The following is a 20,767-nucleotide window of genomic DNA, read 5'->3' as shown; positions in this document are numbered from 1 at the left end:
GAAACACCAATTTGGTCCTCATGCCGAAAACTTAAATCTTGTGTTACAAGTACTTGAAGGTCACTATATTACAGGGTATGGTGACCATGCGACAGCTAAAGAAATTGAGTTACTTGACGGCGCCAAAGAGCAAGCTGATATGTTGTTAAAAGACAATGAACTAGCACAACATTATTTACAACAAGTGACGGCATTGTTCTATGGGTTTGAAAACCCCTATGGATTAGAATTACTTTCTACGGTAGGATGGATTATGCAAATGGCGCCAACAAAATCTAAAGATAAGCATTTTGTAGTGCAGGCGGTACAAAACTGGGATGAACGAAAACGACGTATCTTCTCTACTGAGCACATTGAAAAAGTATGGCATTACTTGATGGATGAAATACGGTTTATGTGATTTTTCTTGATAAGGAGGATAAAAGATGAGCGATGAAGATTTTTTTAAGATATATAACACTTTAGAAAAATTAGACATTACACCTGAAGAAGCTATTTCTTATCATTCACGTTTAAAAGCCATTTGGGATCATGAATTAAGTTTACTCCATGCTAAGGAAGAAGGCATTGAAATGAGTAAAGCAGAAGGCATTGAAGAAGGTAAAAAAGAAACGATACGTAATGGTTATGAAAATGGTGTAGATGTCGCTACACTGGCTGTAGTAACAGGCTATGGTGAGGAAAGAGTTAAAGCTATTATTGCATCATTTGCATAAAGTAAGGCATAATCTCTCAATGAGAATATCGAGAAGTTATACTAAATATGATTACCGCTTCTTAGCATAGATGGTGTAGCTATCAAAAGCTTATCTCTACATTGCTGTCGCCACTGTATTTTTCCGACATGTTTCTATAATTTTGTGTGCGTGCTAAGCACTCCACTTCAAAATACGTACGATAATGATATAATGTTCAGAATTATTTCATAATTTACTCTGTATAATAAAGACGTACGATATCCGCATTATCGTACACGATAAGGACATTGTAGGTAAAGGACTTGAATCCGCCTTTCCTTTACAGTGGCCACATTGCTTGAGTTATATGATTAACGGCTATTAATCATATAAAGCGAGTGATTCAGCACTTACTTGGCTCAAGCTAAAACGCCCTCCTTAGTCTCAAAGGAGGGCGTTTTTTAAGTTGTGTGCGTGCCACGAACTTTACTTTATTTTAAGCAATAGTAAATCCGTATCTTCAATTGCTAAAAGGTCGTGTTGTGCTAACGGATCCATCGCTAATACTGCTTCGTTTGTTAAAACAACTTGCTGTCCTTCGACTGTAAACTGAACTTTACCACGACGTACGATAACGATTGTGTTTTCTTTTGCATGGTGCTCAGCAATCGATTGTCCCGCTGCTAGCTGAATATTTATGATTTGTGTGGCGTTAACTTCTGTGATTTTTGCCGAATGTTTTTCTTTATCTGGTAGTTGGTAAGGCGTTTCGAAAAAATGCATTAAGCATGCTCCTCCCTAAATTATCGTAATAACTTCATTGTAACATAAGCATTTACTTATAACTAAATTTTGTGAGTGCCTGACACTCACAAAATAAGAGCGAGTAAAAGTGGCGGTGTTAGATACTGGTGTAAATATTGCTGATTTGACGCTTACGCCTTATTTAGGCAGTCAAACGAAGTATTTGTCAGGTTTAAATAAGCAGGGGATCTCGGTTAACCTTATGTCATATGATGTGTTGAGTTTTCAAGAGCTAGGTAATGACAGTTATCGTCTCAATGTTAATGAGACGTTTGTGGTAAATGAGCCCGGTAAGTATAGTAAAACGGTTAAACAAAATGTAACGTATGACATTACAAACTTCGGTAGTGACTTCCTCATTACGAACTATCAATTTAATAAAAAATAAGCAAAAAGCCCAGAAATGGGCTTTTTGTCGTTTTCGGTGCTAAAGGTAAAGTGGTATGATAAAAGAAAGGAGTGAGTGTATGAAAAGGTGGCTAATGGTACTAGTTGTACTAAGTTGTTTAGGTAATATGCCGAGTGCTTTGGCAGAAGAAATTTACTATGGCTATTATGAAGAAGACGAGATTATACCTTTAGCGGTAGCGCCTGAGGCATTGTCGCCAGAGGCGAAGCGGCTCTTTTTGGAATTGCAACCGCTGATGGCACAGCGAGAGACAACGATTTCGTTAACGTATAAAGGCGAGTGGGAGACGGTACTTAGTGATTTTAGGGCAGCACTCTCCGCTACGTTACGTGAGGATGAGTATTTAGCCTATGATTATATGGGGTATGGCTTAAGTTATAAAGGTAATACGGGCAGAGTTACCTTATTATTTCAACCGCGATACATACAAACGGCAGAGCAAGTCGCATTTGTAAAGCAGCGTATTAAAACCATTTTGCCAACGATTGTCACGCCACAAATGGATGATTACGCAAAAGTGAAAGCAGTGCATGATTATGTAGTGCTCAATGTAGCGTATGACCCAAGGGTTAATCAAGATGTGAATGCACCGTATTTTGCTTTAACAGGTGGCAAAACGTTATGTAATGGTTACGCGATGCTTGTGCATCAAATGCTTGAGGAGCTTACTATACCTGTACGCTTAATTAGCGGTGACGCAGGTAATGGACATAAAACAGAGCATCACGCATGGAACTTAGTACAGCTTGGTGGCAAGTGGTTTCATTTAGATGCTACATGGAATGATCCATTGCCTGATGTAAAAGGACGCGTGCTGTACAATTATTATTTATTAACGGATCAAGAGATAGGTAAGGATCATTTTTGGAGTAACGGTGGGCTTAATAATCACGATGCACCTTACCCAAGAGCAACAACTGAGTTATTTACACATTTGGCCGCAACAGGTCGCCTTGATGTAGTGGCAGCTATGACAAATGGTGTGCCAATTGCAGCGGATGAGCAGGCATTAACAACCTATGTGCAACAGCAATTTGCGCGTCATACACCATCGTTTGATGTGCTTTACCAAGGCAAGCGCTCAGCAGGAGATATTATTATTCGTAGTATGGATGGTAACCAAGAAGGTGTGAGTTATAGTTATAGAACGCACCGTATGCCCAACACTACCGAAATTACAGTGACCGTAAAAGGGTATAAAGGGCAACCATTGCCTCCAAAAGTTACAGAACTGATGTGGGTTGCCGCATTACCTGCTGAGGTTGTGCTAGGTACACAGCAACCACTTCGCGTAACAGCACTTTATGATGATGGTACGAGCAAGGACGTTACAGCGCAAGTAGCATGGAAGCTAAGCGGTGCAGTACGTGCTAATGATATGGTGCATTTTTCACAAGCAGGAGCGGCTGAAGTAGTAGCGAGCTTTGAAGGGCAAACCCTACAGTATAAAGTACATGTAGTAAAACCATTAGAGCCGATGAGTTACCCAATTAAGGGTGTTGAGCCATTACAAGCTATGGCTAATATCCCTGCCACTAAAGTTTGGACAGTAACATTAAGTAATCCAGCTACTAGTGTGAGTGGTGTATATGTGCTTGATAAGTATGGGCAACGCGTTACGACGACCATTGTTAATCAAGGTACGAGCTTAACCATTCGTCCAGCAGCGCCTTACCAAGCGGGCGAGACCTATTACTTAATGCTTGATGATGTAGCGAGCACACACCACAAGCTTGTGCCGCAAAGTATGAAATTTACCATTGCACGCTAGATTGAAATTTTCGACAGCTTATAGGTATAATAGTTGTGGGGAAATAGTAATAGCTAGATTGATGGCACGCTGTATGCGGTGAAAGCTGCACGTACAGTGTAGGCTCGTTATAATACATAAGGCGAGCATAGCAAGGAACCAGTAGTACGTATTAAAGAGGCATCACAAGTTGAGCTGTCTCAGCATTACGGCATCTTTTTAGTGTATGATAAAAAGCCTGATACGGATGTGACGATTACGACAGGTTTTACAAAGGCAAAGTTCGAAAACACACATATCATCGCTACGCCCTATTATGGCAAGGAAGGCTCAGGTATTGTAGAGGTAATGTGGAAGATGGGCGCTGGGCAAGATGGTGCTATTACACAACGCTTTTTCAACAATGGCGATGATCTTACACTCAAGTTCAACCAAACAGTAGGAAAATGGCATTACACTACGACCTATATACTTGTGATGCGTGATAGCAAGTGGGTGCCGCAAGATAAGGGTACAGTAGCAATACGCGTGCGTTAAAAATACGCGGCTCTTAGGAGTCGCGTATTTTTAGTTTGCATACAGCTTAAATTAATTGAAAGCTAATTTATGAGGAAGGACCTATAATAAGAGATAGGTTCTTTTTTCATTGCACCACGCTTGAAAAATACGAACAAAGGTTCTATAATGAAGGAAGTAATAAATTGTGAAGGAGGTTAGATAATGAATAATAGAACAGTAAATGATGTATTGGCGGCTGTAGAGCGCGCAATACAAAATACGTTAGATACACGGATTTATTACATAACTAGCTGGAGCGAGGCTGTCGGCTTAACGCTAACTGGCAATGAGCAATTACAACAGCGCTACTATAAAATCCATCATCATTATGATGCGGGCAGTTTTACAGTAACGGCACTACAGCAACAAGGCGCGCACTTGCACGAAGACTATGCCCATCAGCTAAACGAGCTACCTGCCGTACATAGCTATGATTTTTCGTCTATTAGTTTTACTTGTATTTATGATGCAAAAGTAAATGAAGTGACGAGTTATCGTCGCCCCATACTTAAACATGAGCTGTGCTATGAGATTTGCTTAGAGGGTGTGGTATTTACTAAAACGTTAGCTGACTGTCAGCAAGCAGTAGCTGAAGCAGCTATGCTTGAGTGGGAGACAGAGCGCCTTAAGCGTGTTTACCAAGCTATGATTGAAGCGCTTGGTCGGGCGTTAACTGTAAGTGAGATTCATTATATTGAGTCACAGAAGGCACAGTGGCTTACTAAAAAAGTAGCGCTGCCTACAATTGTAGCGGCACTACGCCAAGGCTTAATGTGTGAGGACAGTAACGATACGATTGAGTTAGCGCTAGAGCAGTGGCAAAAGCTACAAGCAAACCCATTAGCGCATCGTCGTTATATCGCGCGGCAGTCAGCATTAATTGCACAACATAAAAAAGAATTTTCAGAATAAATAATAAAACGTATTGACTTACCAGGTTAAAGCGTTTAGTATAGTCATCAACAACAAAATCCTTATAAAGAGTTCGGGGGAGGAACTGGTCCTATGATCCCGCAGCAACCGGTGGTATACACAAAGGTGCTAAGTCCAGCAAGCCAAGCTTGAAAGATGAGGAGTAACAAACGGAGCAAAGCCTCCCTCTTCTTTGAGCTATTCAAAGAGAGGGGGGCTTTTGTTGTTGAGAGGAGATTAATTATGTATAACAAAGCAGATATTTCGAAGTTAGGTCAACTTAATCAATTAGCACAGCGCCCTAATCAAGCGTTTCATAAGTGGAATGCGGCAGTATTTAAAGACGGCGCACTATCAGCCAAACTAAAAGAAACGATTGCTATTGCCAGTGCAACTGTAACAGGTTGCCCGTACTGCATCGAAATCCATACAGGCGCAGCTCAGCAAGCAGGCGTGACTAAGGAAGAAGCGGCAGAAGCCATTTTTGTAGCGACAGCCTTAAAAGCAGGTAGTGCCTTTGCTCATAGCGCTAACAGCTTGCGTGCTTATGAAGGTGCAACGGACGAAGGGCTTTATGAAAAGGCCTATTTTGCAAAGACAGGCGCTTTACAAAAGCTAGCACCAGAAGCTTTTACTACGTTTATTAATTTTTCTAATGAGGCAGTAGCACCAGGCGTATTAACAGCAAAAGAAAAAGAAATTATTGCGGTAGCTATTGCTCATATTACAGGTTGCCCATACTGCATTGAGCTACATGTAACGAATGCAAAGGCGCAGGGCGTTACAGCAGAGGAGTTAGCCGAAACTGTTTTTGTAGCGAGTGCTTTGAATGCAGGGAGCGCTTTTGCTCACAGCATTAACGTGCTAAATGCTTTTCAATAAAAAAGCATAAGCGCTAGGCCTATGCTCAGTACGTTATAGTTTGCCGGTTAAAAACTGTGCTTCGCCTACACCAAAGCTCCAGTCTTCGTCACGATTGGTAACGATGGAAATCATGATGTCTTGTGGGTCAATGCCGCATTTAGTATGCAGGGCCTCAACCGTTTGTTGGTAAAAGGCTTGCTTTTGCTCAGCTGTGCGAGGACGGCTAGTGACAGTTAATACAACAACATCCTTTGTGCGTGTAAAGCCAAGCCCTGTGTCCTCGATAATCATTTCGTTAGCAGGGTGTTGGTGCACAATTTGGTAGCGGTCACGCGCAGGCACTTGAAAGGCATTGACCATTGCTTCGTGAGCGGCATCAAGTAATGTTTGTAGTTGCTCAGGTGAGCGACCCTCAATTATATCAAATTTAATAAGTGGCATCTTAATCTACTCCTCATCTATGTGATACTCATAGTGTAGTAGATAAGTAGGCTTTATAGCAAGAAAAAACTTACTATTCAGAAAAAATATTTACCTTATTGTGAGTTTGAAGGAAGTCTTGGGGGCTAATGACTTCAACAGCAACCAGCTAAGGCATGGTGCTTTCCCCAACTAGCAACAGCTAAAGAATGAGGAGGAAATAATAATGACAAAAAAACAAATTCATTTAAATGGTTTTACACAAAATTCGGTATCGCCACACGCAGCAGGGCTTTGGCGCTACCCCACACATAACGGAGAGGCGCATGGCACGCTTGCCTACTGGACGGATTTAGCAAAGACATTAGAACGCGGTAAATTTGATGCGTTATTTTTAGCGGATGTGATTGGCGTTTATGATGTCTATCAGGCAAGTAATGAAGCGGCTCTCGCACAAGCGGTACAAGTACCAGCACATGATCCTTTGCTTGCGGTATCAGCTATGGCTGCGGCAACTAAACGTCTAGGCTTTGCGATTACGGCATCAGCTACGTATATCCCGCCTTACCAATTGGCGCGCCAGTATTCGACATTAGATCACTTAACAGATGGGCGCATTGGTTGGAATATTGTAACCTCGTATTTAGAGAGCGAAGCGATTAATTTAGGGCTTGCGGGTTTAATTCCGCATGATGAGCGTTATGAGCGAGCGGAGGAGTATTTGGATGTCGTGTATAAATTATGGGAGCAAAGCTGGCAAGACGGCGCAGTCGAGAAGACGACGCATTACAGCAATCCACACAAAGTACAGGCAATTGCACATGAAGGCAATTACTTTACTGTACCTGGTGTGCACTTAGTTGAGCCATCTAAGCAACGTACGCCTTTACTATTTCAAGCAGGCGCTTCACCACGTGGTCGTGAGTTTGCGGCAAAACATGCGGAGGGTATTTTTACAAATACGCAAAACCAAAAAAATGCGGTGGCTGAGTTGCAGGCATTTATTGCGGATATTACAGCGCGTCTTGCAAAGTATGGACGCAAACGTGAGGATGTTAAAATTATTCCGGCTGTCGTGCCTATCATTGGGGCAACGGAGGAGGAGGCTTATGCCAAGCTAGAGGATTATAAGCGCTATGTGGATTATGACGGAGCGGCGGCCTTGTTGTCAGGGCATTCAGGGATAGATTTTTCGAAATTAGATCCTGATCAATACGTCGAAAACTTGCCATCTCAAGCAATGCAAAGTCGTTTGCAAAATTACACCTCTACTAATCCTAATTACCGCTGGACGGTGCGTGACGCTGTGTTATATCACGGCTTAACGAATGGCTCAGAGATTATAGTAGGTACACCTTCACAAATTGCAGACCGCTTAGAGTTATTATCGCAAGAAGGCGGAGCAGATGGCTTTAATATCCGACAAGTTGTTAACCCTGCTTCCTTTGAGGAATTTGTTGATTATGTTGTGCCTGAGTTACAAAAGCGTGGGATTTACCGTACTGATTATGAGGGCGAAACGTTGCGTGAACATTATTTGGGCAAAAACCAACAGCACCTAAAAGCCAATCATTATGGCAAGTCAGTGCGTGTTGGAGGTGAGGTACATGCCTAATACAACTACACTAACAGAGGCGATTGAAGCATTAATCCCCATTTTTCAAGCGCGCGAGCCAGCGCTTGATGCACTTGGTAGCTTTCCTTATGACAATGTACGCGAGCTCGTAGCACTTGGTTACACTAAATTAATGTTGCCTGAAGCCTACGGAGGGCAAAGTCTTTCTGCGTATGAACTCGTAAAGTACCAAACGCTACTTGCTAAAGGAGACGGGGCTACTGCCATTGCGGTAGGGTGGCATATGGGCACTTTGCTTGGGCTACGCCATAACAAGGCATGGCCTAAGGAAACCTATGATTTTTTACTTGGTGAGGTGGCACAAGGTGCACTTGTTAATTTAGTTATGTCAGAGCGAGGAAGTGGAAGCCCTACACGCGGTGCTACTATGAAGACAACAGCACGTAAAGTACATGGTGGTTATGTGTTAAACGGACATAAATCGTTTGCCACACTTTCGCCAATGTTAGATTACATGATTACAGGCGTTAATTTAGACGGGGTGGATAGTTTCTTTTTAGTGCCTTGTAAGGCAGATGGTGTTGAGGTATTGCCTGTATGGGATAGTGTGGCGCTACGTGGCTCAGCAAGTCATGATATTGTGTTGCGTGAGGTTTTTGTGCCTGAGAGTTATTTGGTACAACAAGCACAAATTGCGCGTAGCGTAACACGCTCGCCAGGAGGGCTGTTACATATTCCCGCATGTTATTTAGGTATTGCGGAGGCAGCGCGTGACTATGCTGTAACCTTTGCTAAGACGTATAGCCCTGCTAGTTTAGGTAAACCGATTAGCGAAACACTAGCCGTACAACAACGCATTGGTGAAATCGAGTTATTGTTGCGCCAGACACGTTATTTATTGCATGGTGTAGCGCGTGAGTTTGATGCGGGTACGGTAAAATTAGAGGATTTGTTAGCGGCTAAAAGTACAGCTGTTAACAATGCCATCGCTATTACAGACAAGGCACTACGCATTTGCGGTTCGCACGGACTTACTGCAGATAGCCCATTGCATCGCTACTACCTTAATGTACGCGCAGGGCTTCATAACCCACCCGCTGATGACGAAATCCTACGCTTACTTGCACAGGCAGTGCTAGCTTAAAAGGGACTTACCATTTATACTAATAAGTGGGGAAATAACAGTAAGAAGTATTGCTGATAGCACGCTGCATGCGATGAAAGTCGCACGTGTAGTGTAGGCTCGCTATAAGTCATAAGGCGAGAATAGCAAGGTAGTGTTAGCGCAACAGCTACAGCGTATTACAAATGTAGCTACTATTACTTCTTCTACAATCTCTGTAAAAATTGACGGTGTAATGTATGCCACATCTGGTAAGGCTAATCATTTACGTACACCTGAAACAATGGCAGAGTTAATGCAAGTTATTATTAAGGCACGTAATGCTCAAGGTAAGGCAAATGAAGCCGCTGAAGCTGTTACATTAAAGAAAGCTCTTGAGGATTTTAAAAATGTTTTTGAGGTTATTGGTATTAGTTAAGGCAAAAAAGCAACACTCGCCGTAATGGTGAGTGTTGCTTTTTTTGGTTAGTATAGCTGGGCTTCTTGTAATGTTTGGTGCAACATATGTGCCATTTCATCACGTTTTAGGTATTGCCCTGGATAAAATTTACCGTCATCTACATTGATGAGGTCAAGATGCTCTAGCGCAATGTAGGCTTCCTGTGCCTCAGCGCTAAGTAAATGCCAATCATCTAAATATGGTGCATAACCATCATAATCAAGTGTAAAGTTTAAGCTTTCTAGTAAACGCTTCATCATCACAAGCCCTTGCTGACGCGTTAGGTTGGCATAAGGATTAAAGTAATCAGGCGTTGAGCCTTTGATAATCGCAAATTTTTGTAATGCCATAACTTCTTGCTCAAAATCCTTACCCTTTACATCCACAAAATTTGTAGGTGCTGTTGGTGTGTTCATAATATCTAATGAGCGTGCGACCATACGTGAAAACTGGGCGCGTGTTAATAGCGCATTTGGTTTATAGGTTGTTGGTGTTGCACCGTGCACAATATAGCGGTTGGCTAAAAAATCAATCGCGTCTGCATAATCCGTAGTGCGTAAGTCAGTAAAGTTAGCAAAGTAATCTTTTACATAATAGCTACCAATTGTGCGTGGTTTTAAAATAATGCGATTGCCTTCGTCTAGGAAGGGCAGTGAGGCAAAGTTATTGCCATCATCGTTTAACATAACCTTGTCATAGCTGTCTGCCATTACGCTAGAGGTAGGTAATGTAATGGTAATGTAGTCATCAAATGTTTTGAGTTGACGTTTTTGATTGCCTGTTACCAATGTTACATCTAGCGTTACAGCGTGATCCTTAATAATGGATAAATTCACTTCTGCTTCGGAGAGTAGGGCAAGGCGCTCATTAGCAGAGCCACTTTTAATCGCAATAGTTGTACCACCTGCACGCAACTCTAAATCTTTAATACCCTCACTTGAAATAGTGTCACGTACAATGTCGTTTGTTAATTTAAATGTATAGCCTAAAGGTGTCTCTGTACCGTTAACTTCTACCTTGTTTTTTGACGAGATTGGTGGTTTTGGTTTTTCGATAGTTGGTTCGTCAGGGTTGCCTTCCTTAATTTTTTTCTCTGCGGCGGTTAAGTCGCTATAGTTCGAAATTTTGGATTTGGCATAGTCACTTAAGTTGTCGTAGGCAAAGCGCGCTTCATAAGTGGCGTTTTTAAATGCAGCCCAGCCAGATACTTTAGTAATTTTTGCGATTTTATCAATCACCGCATTAATATCTTTTTTATAAACGACCCATTTTTCAAGATCAATCAGCTTTTTATAGTTTTTAACACTAAGCTGCTCATTTTGTGATAGTTTATAGTAGCTCTCTAACACAGGCTTCATACGTTCTTCAATTTCGCGTAAATCAATCGACAGCTTATCAATTTCTGTTTCGATATCTTTGACCTCCGCTGTGCGGAAAGTTTGTTTGGCCCACTCTTCCATTTCAGTTAGTTTGGTTTCAGTGGCTTTAACAATCATTTGTTCAGAGGTTTTCATTTTATCGTATACTTCACGGTAATCGATGGTGTTGCGTACAAATGCATCACTCACTACTTTTGTAGCGTCACTCAGTACCTCTTGGTAGTGAACGTAAAGTGCATCTACGTCACCTTGCCATTTAGCTACATCACTTTGTAGTTTTTTTATATATTTTTCTAGTGTGATAAGGCGGTCATAGCGTTTAATATTACGGTCTTGCACCACATGGATGTCATCATAAAGTTTACGTAGTGCATGTACTTTATCTACAATGCGTGGGTCATTTTCTTCAAGCATCTCAACGCGGTAGTCAAAGTCAGCGGCAATTGCAATATGTTTTAGCACCTCGCGCTTTTTATCAAATAGCTCACGGTCTTTTACTACAAGCACTTGTTGCGCAAAAGTCATATCATTTAAGCGCTCCATATAGCGCATTACATTGTCTTGATAGGCAGTAACATCCACGTCCAACTTTTCAATATCACGGTCTAGGCGCAAGGCAAGTGATAGGTTGTCTTGTACTTGTTTTTCGGCACGTTCAAGGTCGCGATAGTTATACACATCTTTTTGCTGTGCAGCAGATAGGTTTGTATAGGCATCACGTGCAGCTTCTACATCTGTGCGGAAGCTTGGTTTTAGTTCTTCTAACATAGCGATTTGTACGGCAATATCTGCCGCTTGGTTTTGAGCAGGTGTTAGCTCAGCTTGTGCCGCCGCCCAGCGCATAGATGCTTCAAAGGATAAATATTTACGTGCTTCAATTGGTAGTAAGTTATATTTAGCACGTACCTCTGCAATTTGGCGTACGTTTGGTTTTGTAGGTAAACGAAGAATGAGCTTTTCAATTACTTCAGCTTCACGTTTGTCCACCTCAGCTTGTGGCTCAATTTTTGTTGTTTGTTTACCACCACTTGCACGCTCATACACAAGACGATATTCAGACGGCTTGTCTTTGCGCTCTACTTCTTCAATGGCTATAGATTTACCACGGTCACGGCTAACAATCTCAAAACGCTCACCATCAGGGCGTATTTTATATAAGTAATTGCCATGTGATTGTCCAATAAAGTAAATCCAGTTGTTTACATCATCATAAACAAAATCTTTTACGCGGTAGCCTTGTAAAATGGTAGTATCAACACCTAACTCATCGCGTAAATCTTTGCCGTTAATATAAATGAGGTGCTTATTAGCTAGCTGCATTTTTTTCCAGTAGCGATATTTTTCGTATTGGGTATTTGTTGCAGGTAGTGTGCTGTAGCCAATCCATTGATGGCTCGTTTGCATAGTAGCATCACTTAATAAGAAGTGCTCATAAGGGAAGCTCTCCGTTTGTCCTGTATAGCCTGCGCCTAATGCGCTATCAAGATGGTACCAACTACCGTTTAAATAAACTAAATTCCAAAAATGATTTACATCTAAATTATCGTTAACATCGCCTAGTATTTCGCCGTTAATAACTTTAACAGGGATGTCATTATACTCAAGCAAACGTAGGGCAATGAGTGCAAAGGCACGCGATGTTCCGCGCTTATCCTTTAATAAAGTGTAAGGAGATTGAGCATCTGTTTTTGTGCGGTCCTTCGTTAAATCAAATTTGGCTATGTATTCGTAAATGGCTAGCGTTTTTTCGAAGTCCGTCATTGACGCTGTAATAATTTCGTTAGAGATCGCTTTGATTTCCTTATCAACATCTTTCTCTTGTGACAGTGTTGTGTAAAAAGTTGGTTTAACAACAAAAGTCATTTTTTGTTCGCTATCAATTGTTTCGATATCAAAATCCTTAATGGACCAACCAACATACGGCTGTGCTTCTTTAAAGTTAAACGTATCAGCTATATAGTCTTCGATATGTTTTTTAACATCTTTGATGGCTAGGGATGTATTGCTACCGCGGTTAAAATGCAACTCAAAGCGACTCTCGCGATTAATAAGGCGCACGTCAATTAAACGCTCTAGCTCTTTATACGTATTAGCTACGTTTGTTGTAGTAGAAGTAGCGGGTAAATCACCAATGGTTGTCGTCTTAGCGCTTGCTTGCATCGGCTCACCAACAAAAGCAACTGTTGCTGGTACAACAAGTGAAGCGGCAATCGTGTAATGTAAAAATTTTTTCACGTTCGTATCTCTCCTCGCATATCATTACTCTTTACTACATTATATCGGCAATTATTTGATAATACATAGGCTTATCGTTAAAACGTCATAAAAACTTTTGGAATGCAAAGCGTCTATTGCACTAGTTAAATTTTCTCATGTACAATAGAAGGAAGTGTAACTTTTTTCTAAGGAGGATGAAGGATGAATAAAACAAAAAAGACAAGTGCTTCGCTTATTGCGTTAGCATTAGCAACATCGACTGTCGCACCCTATGCGGCAGCACAAACGTATGAGTTGCGTTCAGTATATGCTCAAATTGATGGGCAGACGTATGTATTCCCTGCGAGCGATATGGCAGATTTATTAGCACAAGGAAAAAGCGTAACGCATGTGGAAATTACCACTGGGCATGTATTTGCTATTGGTGATTACTCAAAAGAGTTAGCTAAGTCCAAAAACAAACCAATGTCTGCTATTTTTGCCAAGCTAATTGAGGATAAAAAATATTTATCTGAAAGTGAGATCACACGTCTTAATGCGAGTTATGACGGTCAGGTCGAAACAGATGGTAAAGATGGTGACATTACGGTTACTGTGCCAAAACCACCTGCACCAACGATTAAGCCCGTCGTTATTTCAGATATTATAACAATGCGTGACGTGCCTAACGCAGTCACAATTAAATTTTCTAAGCCGCCCAAAAATATTGAAGCGCTAATTACAGGGGAGTTTATTGAGCTTGAGCATAACGGAGAGGTCTTTCGTTTAATGTATGCGCGTAGTGGTGTGTACGATAATGAGGCGATTTTCCGTGTGATTGACGGCAAGCGATTACATAATAATGTGAGCTACAACGTAACTATTGCTGGAGACTGGGCAGAGACAACGATTAAAAACGTTACAATTAAAAACGAAACACCGTTTGTCGAACGTATTGAGGGACCAAGCACTGTAGACGCGAGCATTGTAGTAAATGGCAAGTTTGATTATGCTGAGCTACGCTACGTAGGTGTTACACAGTATGGCGATACAACGGAGTTGCCTACAACAACCGTACTAGAAAAAGTAGTGCTAGATGGCAAGGCGCTTGCGACGAGCGACTATACTTTCCGTAGTGGTGTACTAACGCTTAAAAATAAATTAATGCCAAAATCTACAATCGAAACGACATTTAGTTTTAAAGTGAAAGGGCGTACAGAGCGCACAACACTTACCACAACCGTCAATGAGTTTGCTCCAGCTGAGGCAGCGCGCGTTGAGCTGGCATTAGATACCACTAAGCCATTTTACGAAGGTCAGGACATGACAGTTAAGGCTAAAGTATTTGACCAATACGGTGAAGAAATGAAGACAGCACAAGTTGACTGGCAAGTAGGTAGCCTTCAATTAACAGGTGGTTTAACTGAAAAAGTTACGCTACAAAACAGTGGTAGTGTAGTCGTAACCGCAACTGTTAATGGTAAAACAGCGAGCCAAACGATTACAGTCCTTGCTGCACCAAAGCCAGCTAAAATTGAAGTAGCTGTTACACCTGGTGATTATTATAATGGCGATGACTTACCAGTAACAGCTAAAGTATTTGACCAACACGGTACAGAAATGCGTAATCAAAAAGTTGACTGGACAGTAGGGGATGCTAAAAAGCTCGCTGGTAATCAAAGTGATGTCCTCACGCTTCAAAATGAAGGCGATGTAAAAATTACCGCAAAAATTGGCGAAGTTACAGGTGAGCAAGTTGTTAAAGTTAAGCCAACACCAACGCTAATGAAAATAGAGAGTGCGCCAATTAGCTTTGCAGCAGATGATACAGATGCGATATATGCCCCGCTAGTATTTACGAATACAAAAGACGTTGAAATGAAGCTTAATGATGTTGATATAACTAAGTTGAATGCTGATAAGAGCAAGCTAAAGTATGTGAAAAAGAAGGGTACTAGCTACGAAGAAGTAACAAGTAACGAGGCAACACATATTGCAGTGAAAATAGATCCCACATCATTTACAGAGGGCGAACATCCGTTAACAGTTACTTCAACGCAAGTACAACCTAAAGTTGACAGTGTAATTAAGCTAACGGTGACAGCACCACGTCAGCTAGCACAATTAAAAATGACACCACAGTCAGGCGTAGTAGGAATTAACGATACGCTAGTGATTAAAGTAGAGCCACTAGACCAGTACGGCAAGATTATGCCAAAGGCGATTTTAAGTGCTAAGTCGCTAGACCCTAATATCATTGATCTCGTATCAAAAGACGGGCAATTATTTGAGGCGATTGAAAAAAACGGCAAGCTATCACATTATGAGCTAACAATTAGTGGCTTGAAAAAAGGTAAAACAGAGGTTGAGATTTCTTCTGGAGCGACGAAAGTTAAGGCGAGCTTTGAGGTTGCGCTATCAGAGATTGTAAAGGTGACACCGAAGGACTCACATACGATTGATGTAACGTTTAATCGCTCAGTAAGCAAACTTACACGTGATATGGTAGAGGCTATTACAGCGGATGGCAAAACAACATTAAAGGCAAAAAGTGTTGTACTGTCACCTGACGGCATGACAGCTACAGTAGTGTTCCGTGATCGTATGGCAAAAAATATAGATCATAAACTAAAAATGGTGCTTGGTGGCGAAGAAGACAAGGCGGAACACGTTTACAATTATAAAGTAGGCGCTGTGAAATCTATTAAAATGGCACGTCAAACTGTAGTACAAGGACGTAAAGTAGCCTATCAAGTATTTGACGTAAATGGTGTGGATATTACGGATGATGTAACTGTTACAGTCAACGGTACGAACGCCGAGCATAATTTTGTGACAGGGCAGGGCTTCATTCGTTTAGCAGCAAATGCGACAGGTAGCTTTACTATCACTATAACCGCCGAACGTGCTACAACTTCTGCGGTAATTACTGCGGAGTCTAGTGTGGCGGCTCCTCGTAAAATTGCTGAGTTTTGGACACTTGCTACACCGCCTGCTACACCGCCTGCTACACCGCCTGCTGTACTGTTAAAGGCAGACTATGAAGACGTAGAGTTTGTGCAAGACACCTTAGTAACGACGACTACGCAAGATAAATATTTACAAGTCTCATTACGTGACCAATTTTCAAATGATAGCGAGCTCAAAGATGGTATGCATCTCGAGTACACATCCTCAGCCGATGCCGTACTACGTATCGATAAACTAACAGGTAAGTTAACACCTGTTGCCAATGGTCGTGCTACAATCACCATTAGTTTAATGGATAAAGATGGTGCAGCTGTATTAGACAATGAAGGTAAAGAAATTAAAAAGGCCATCACACTAGCAGTTAAATCCGTAGGTGTTCTCAATGAAATTGTATTGTCTACTAACCAATTACAATTAATAAAAGGTGTAACGGGCTTTGATTCACAAATTGTAGAAGTAATAGGTAAAGACCAGTACGGTGAAACCATTGCTATTGATCCTAAAGATATTAACTTTGAGATAAAGGGCTCGCCTAGCGATGCAGTTAAACTTGAGGTAGTTGATGATTTATTAACGGTTATAGGTAAGGAAGCGGGTAGCGCAGAGGTAGTCATTACCTATGGTGGACGTATGCAAACACTTTATGTTCATGTAGAAGAGCCAAGTAAAGAAGCAGTTGGGTATAAATTCTTTAATGTGCATGACCTTTACTTTGTAGAAGAAGACGGTAAACCATCAACAATGACACCAACGCTTTATGCCGTAGATCAAAATAATAAACCAGTTGAAGAGCTGTCAGCAGATATTTATTTAGATGGACTACAAATGACAGAACCACTTGCACTTGACGCAAAAGAGTTACGCAAACAAGCTAAGACGCAATTCACCTTAACAGCAACAGTAGACGGTAAAGAAATAAAAGAGACGTTTAATCTTATAGACAATCGTAAAAAACCAACTGTGCATGTGATTGATAACTACCTTAAGAGTCAACCAGACAAAGAGCTATCAGAAGTATTACTAACACAGCTAGCGTTATTTGATGGATATGGAAAGCCAATTAACAAAATTAAGCGTATTGAATTTTACTCTAATAACGAAAAGGTTATTGAATCACAGGCAGAGAAAATTGAAGAAAAAGCAACAGGTACAGCTTCTATAACAATAGAAAGCTTTGAGGTTACTGATAGTACAGGTGAAGCGTTTGTAATAGATATGGATAATGAGCCTTTCACATTAGCAATTGATACTACGCCACCTGAAGTTAAAGCGATTACTGGAACAGTTAAACAACAACAAGCGGCTTCTTTAACACACTTTGATGTCATCTTTACAGCTGTTCCACAAGGTGTAGAGGGTAATAATGTACAGCTTGCGATTGTACAAGCAACAAATCGTGATACGCAAGTTATGCCTACAACAGTAAAAGTAGAGGGTACTAAAGTTACGCTTTCTATTGGCTCTAAAAAAGTGGACAATGAAATTAAAGTAGCTACTAAAGGTGAGGTAGTAGAAGCACTTACTAAACATGCAGAAGCAAGTAAACTATTGACGGCAACTACGCTTGATAAAGATGCAACTGCAAGTTTTACGTTAGCTCTAAGGGAATTAAAAGGTGGTACAAGTGCAGTAAATGAAGTGATTATTACGTATTCAGAGGCACTAGACCCAACTTTATTAGGCGAATTTAGTTTAGGGGGTAAACCAGCTACTAAAGTTACACCATCAGGAGATAATGACATACTGATTTTAACCTTTAATGAGCCTGAGATTATTGCTACAAACGAGATTACGCTTACAACCTCTGATGTAACGGATAGTGTAGGTAATAAATTAGAAGGAAAAGATTATAAAGCAATTATAAAAGACGGTAAACTGCAGCTTAAAAATTAAGCGTTCAGTTTTTGTTCAGAATAGGAAGGTTATACTATAACTGACAGCAAGTAAGTTACACTCACTATGCCACTTACTGTCGCTGAAGTTATGTCTGCCAAACATAATTACGCTGTAAGTTTGCCAACTTGCAGCAAGCACTCGTGTCAAAATCTATTAGTAGATTGCAAGCAACAAAAAGAGCTAGCGCATAAGGATATGCCAAAGCAAAAGAAACCGATGAGTCGCGTTACACGCAATTCATCGGTTTTTTTTTTATATTGTGAGTAAATAACTGCTATAAATATCTTGGATTTTTTGTGGGACATCAATGCCAAGATCATCTTGCCAAATTTTTTGTGATGCTTCAAAGAAGTTAACAAGCTCAGTTGATTTAGTATGTTGGCCAAAGTAACGGAGTAAAGCAATTAGCCATATAATACGGTCTTGCAATTTAAGCCCGTATAGACGTGCCAGCATGCCACCGATAATAGCGATGATTAATGTTATCGTCATTAAACTGGTTTGTAGTAAAGTGTTGCTTGTAAATAAGTAAACGATGAGCGCAATTAAAGATAGCGCACTTAGTGGTAGCCAAATAAAATGTTGCAACGGAAATGTAGCCGTAGGATTTTCGTAAGATTGCATTGTACTTCACCTCCATATACCCTGCCTCGTATTGTAACAGAAGGCCTAAAGAAAATCCCATCAACCTAAGTTGATGGGATTAACGATTAATGGCCAGACACGGAGTAAATTACGTAGTCTTTCCATTTTAATTTTTTAAATGTGCGCCATTGCTTTTTATCTAAAGTAAAAGGCATTGTGCGGAAAGTACGTGCCATTGGCTCGCGTTTTTGATTGTTGAGCATTGGTGTACCATCATCAAGAATACTTGTAAAAACTGTTTTCCCTTTATCTTCAAAAGCAATGTCAACTGACTCTAAACGAACCTTGCCATCGTAATCAACATAATAAATGTTATCAACCGCATAAGGTTCAGCTTCCTCGTCATCCTCATCTTGCTCAATCGTCTCGACAACCCAATCACTTGGCACTTTGTTAGCGTCTGTTGCTTCATCCGTAATGATTGACACATGACCATCCGCTGCAAATGGTGCTTCCTCAATAGTTTGGTCAGGAGTTATGATAATTTCGTAGTAAGCTTCTTTCTTTTTAAGAGGGTGCAATACGTTATAGTTAGCTGTCCATAAATTTGTTAGGTCAGCAGGTAATAATACTTTATGTGCTACAACACCCGTTAATAAATTTTTTGGTTCTTCTTCAAGCTCTAGTTTAGCACGATGTTTAGCAAGTGCTTCTTGTAGCGCTTTAGATTGTTTTTCGTCCTTTGCTTCTTCATTTTTTAATGCAAGCTCAACAGGATCGTTATTTTCGATTTTACGCCAATCTTTTTCCGTTACATACGTACGAAGGTGACGCTCGTTACTAAAGATAGTAAATGTAACGTAACCACCAGACTCAGCAATATCGGCTACTACACCATCAACAGGGCTACTTACACTTTGACGTGTTTGAAGCTCATTTAATTGTGCATCAACGATAGAGATTTGGCGGTTAGCCTGTGCGATATTACCTTCAATAATTGCTTTAGCTGTCGCAGGTGATTCGCTTTGTGCTAATTCAAGTTGTACATTAACGTTTAAATCTTTTTCTTTTTGTTGCGTTTTAATACTGCTCTCAGGTTTACGTGCAGAGCGTAGGTCGCGTTCAATCGTAGCAAGTGCAGATTGCAAATCACTTAGCTCACGTTGGTAGGCAGTACGTTCTTTTTCTAAGCGTGTGCGGACATCGTCCACTTCGCTACCACGGTAGGTGGCTAATTCGTCCGAAGAACTAATCGCATCGCCTACTTGTACCTTAATTGCTTCAAGCTCATCGGCTTTTGCTGTAACAAGCTCTGTTGTGGTTGGTGTAACAATGGCAGGTTTATTAATACGTGCATCAAAATCACTTGCATGCGCGCGCTTAAACTCGTCAACAAAGTAGGTGCGTGTAACCGCACTTTCCTTTTCGAAGGTTGCATAAATACTAGCAAGTAAAAGTACAAGCCCTATAGTAATGCTAGCAAACTGCCAAGGCTTATCCTGAATAAAGTTGCGTAAACGAGACATTATACAAGCCCCCTTACAATCCATTGCTGTAATGGCATACTACTCATTAAACCAATAATGATAGCAAGCACGATGTGGATGGCAATAATTTTAGCAAGCAAACCTTTATGAGCGCTTTGCTCCATCCAGCGTTTTAAAAATGTGTACTGCACAATGATAGCGAGTACAGAGAATACTGATAACTGGTTTAGCGTAAATAAAATAATTGGTTCAGACGTTACTTTAGCTACCAAAGGCGCTAAAGAAAAGAAATTTAAGTTTGTCGTGAAACCTACGCTATAAAATACAGCAAGCAGTATGGCCTTTTCGGTCATAAAAATAGCTACCACAAATAATTGTACCTTGCGAACCCATTGCTTAGGAAGCTCATTGAAGGTAGCTAGTACAAAGGCGATTAAATAATAATGGAATACAAAAAATAAAATAGCCCAAACTATCGTTATTGCAAATGAAATCATACGTGCAACAAAGTACGTGTTAGCTTCATTTGTAGCAAATAGATGAGATAGCCCGGCTGTGCCCATTCCCCAAATGTTTTGCAAAGCAAAAATAAGTAATGTAAAAAATACAACAAATGCAACGCGGCGTTTGTAACCACGTATCTCTGCTTCTCTTGCTAATGCAGTTGTTAGGGAAGAGGGATTAAATAAGCTTTTAAAAAATGCGTAATCATAAAACATGCA

At 40.8% G+C, this 20,767-nt stretch carries 16 protein-coding genes, 1 pseudogene and 1 riboswitch; of the genes and pseudogenes, 11 read left to right on the top strand and 6 right to left on the bottom strand.

Annotated features, from left to right (window positions below; genetic code table 11):
- Together CH76_RS13895 and CH76_RS03895 are read left to right on the top strand one after the other, a co-directional pair.
- Positions 1–400, top strand: a pseudogene (locus CH76_RS13895) (Appr-1-p processing protein); the annotation flags it as partial.
- A 25-nt stretch (positions 401–425) separates the two neighbouring features.
- Complete coding sequence (locus CH76_RS03895; RefSeq protein ID WP_036143209.1) at positions 426–716, top strand: hypothetical protein; 291 nt, start codon at positions 426–428, stop codon at positions 714–716.
- Between the two features lie 447 nt (positions 717–1,163).
- Here the strand turns inward: CH76_RS03895 and CH76_RS03890 are convergent, their stop codons facing one another.
- Positions 1,164–1,460, bottom strand: a complete 297-nt coding sequence (locus tag CH76_RS03890) for a hypothetical protein (RefSeq protein WP_036143207.1) — start codon at positions 1,458–1,460, stop codon at positions 1,164–1,166.
- Positions 1,461–1,569: 109 nt separating this feature from the next.
- On the opposite strand from CH76_RS03890, the gene CH76_RS03885 reads away from it, so the two are divergent.
- The 5 genes from CH76_RS03885 (at position 1,570) to CH76_RS03865 (ending at position 5,992) form a co-directional block, all read left to right on the top strand.
- A complete protein-coding gene (locus CH76_RS03885; RefSeq protein WP_036143203.1) occupies positions 1,570–1,869 on the top strand; it encodes a hypothetical protein in 300 nt (99 codons plus the stop codon).
- Positions 1,870–1,948: 79 nt separating this feature from the next.
- A complete protein-coding gene (locus tag CH76_RS13455) occupies positions 1,949–3,661 on the top strand; it encodes a transglutaminase domain-containing protein (protein ID WP_051910228.1) in 1,713 nt (570 codons plus the stop codon).
- A 201-nt stretch (positions 3,662–3,862) separates the two neighbouring features.
- Positions 3,863–4,177: a hypothetical protein gene (locus CH76_RS03875; protein WP_036143201.1), complete on the top strand. Its 315-nt coding sequence runs from the start codon at positions 3,863–3,865 to the stop codon at positions 4,175–4,177.
- A gap of 183 nt (positions 4,178–4,360) precedes the next feature.
- Positions 4,361–5,110: a hypothetical protein gene (locus CH76_RS03870; protein WP_036143199.1), complete on the top strand. Its 750-nt coding sequence runs from the start codon at positions 4,361–4,363 to the stop codon at positions 5,108–5,110.
- A 59-nt stretch (positions 5,111–5,169) separates the two neighbouring features.
- Positions 5,170–5,273: riboswitch (SAM riboswitch) on the top strand.
- 80 nt (positions 5,274–5,353) lie between these two features.
- Positions 5,354–5,992: a carboxymuconolactone decarboxylase family protein gene (locus tag CH76_RS03865; protein ID WP_036143196.1), complete on the top strand. Its 639-nt coding sequence runs from the start codon at positions 5,354–5,356 to the stop codon at positions 5,990–5,992.
- 33 nt (positions 5,993–6,025) lie between these two features.
- Here CH76_RS03865 and CH76_RS03860 read toward each other — a convergent pair whose 3' ends face one another.
- On the bottom strand, positions 6,026–6,415 hold the full coding sequence (locus CH76_RS03860) for a tautomerase family protein (protein WP_036143193.1): 390 nt from the start codon (positions 6,413–6,415) through the stop codon (positions 6,026–6,028).
- A gap of 205 nt (positions 6,416–6,620) precedes the next feature.
- On the opposite strand from CH76_RS03860, the gene CH76_RS03855 reads away from it, so the two are divergent.
- The 3 genes from CH76_RS03855 to CH76_RS03845 all read left to right on the top strand — a co-directional run bounded on the left by CH76_RS03855 (position 6,621) and on the right by CH76_RS03845 (position 9,511).
- Positions 6,621–8,009 (top strand): LLM class flavin-dependent oxidoreductase, encoded by a 1,389-nt coding sequence (locus tag CH76_RS03855; RefSeq protein ID WP_036143191.1) that lies wholly within the window; start codon positions 6,621–6,623, stop codon positions 8,007–8,009.
- A complete protein-coding gene (locus tag CH76_RS03850) occupies positions 8,002–9,114 on the top strand; it encodes an acyl-CoA dehydrogenase family protein (RefSeq protein WP_036143187.1) in 1,113 nt (370 codons plus the stop codon). The genes CH76_RS03855 and CH76_RS03850 overlap by 8 nt, the downstream gene beginning before the upstream one ends.
- A 133-nt stretch (positions 9,115–9,247) precedes the next feature.
- The gene (locus CH76_RS03845) at positions 9,248–9,511 is read left to right on the top strand and encodes a hypothetical protein (protein WP_036143185.1); all 264 of its coding nucleotides are present in this window, start codon (positions 9,248–9,250) and stop codon (positions 9,509–9,511) included.
- Between the two features lie 47 nt (positions 9,512–9,558).
- Here the strand turns inward: CH76_RS03845 and CH76_RS03840 are convergent, their stop codons facing one another.
- The gene (locus CH76_RS03840; RefSeq protein ID WP_036143182.1) at positions 9,559–13,146 is read right to left on the bottom strand and encodes an S-layer homology domain-containing protein; all 3,588 of its coding nucleotides are present in this window, start codon (positions 13,144–13,146) and stop codon (positions 9,559–9,561) included.
- A 183-nt stretch (positions 13,147–13,329) separates the two neighbouring features.
- Between CH76_RS03840 and CH76_RS03835 the strand changes: the two genes are divergently transcribed.
- Positions 13,330–17,970, top strand: a complete 4,641-nt coding sequence (locus CH76_RS03835) for a hypothetical protein (RefSeq protein ID WP_036143180.1) — start codon at positions 13,330–13,332, stop codon at positions 17,968–17,970.
- Between the two features lie 255 nt (positions 17,971–18,225).
- Here the strand turns inward: CH76_RS03835 and CH76_RS13450 are convergent, their stop codons facing one another.
- From CH76_RS13450 to CH76_RS03820, 3 genes are all read right to left on the bottom strand, one after another.
- Positions 18,226–18,597, bottom strand: a complete 372-nt coding sequence (locus tag CH76_RS13450; protein WP_051910226.1) for a DUF6526 family protein — start codon at positions 18,595–18,597, stop codon at positions 18,226–18,228.
- Positions 18,598–18,683: 86 nt separating this feature from the next.
- Positions 18,684–20,084, bottom strand: coding sequence for a hypothetical protein (locus CH76_RS03825; protein WP_036143177.1), 1,401 nt, complete (start codon positions 20,082–20,084; stop codon positions 18,684–18,686).
- Positions 20,084–20,764 (bottom strand): hypothetical protein, encoded by a 681-nt coding sequence (locus tag CH76_RS03820; RefSeq protein ID WP_036143175.1) that lies wholly within the window; start codon positions 20,762–20,764, stop codon positions 20,084–20,086. Before CH76_RS03820 ends, CH76_RS03825 begins: the two co-directional genes overlap by 1 nt.
- Positions 20,765–20,767 lie beyond the last annotated feature (3 nt).

This window comes from Lysinibacillus sp. BF-4 (assembly GCF_000743635.1).
Taxonomy (GTDB): Bacteria; Bacillota; Bacilli; order Bacillales_A; family Planococcaceae; genus Metalysinibacillus; species Metalysinibacillus saudimassiliensis.
This window is presented reverse-complemented; position numbering and strand designations above follow the sequence as displayed.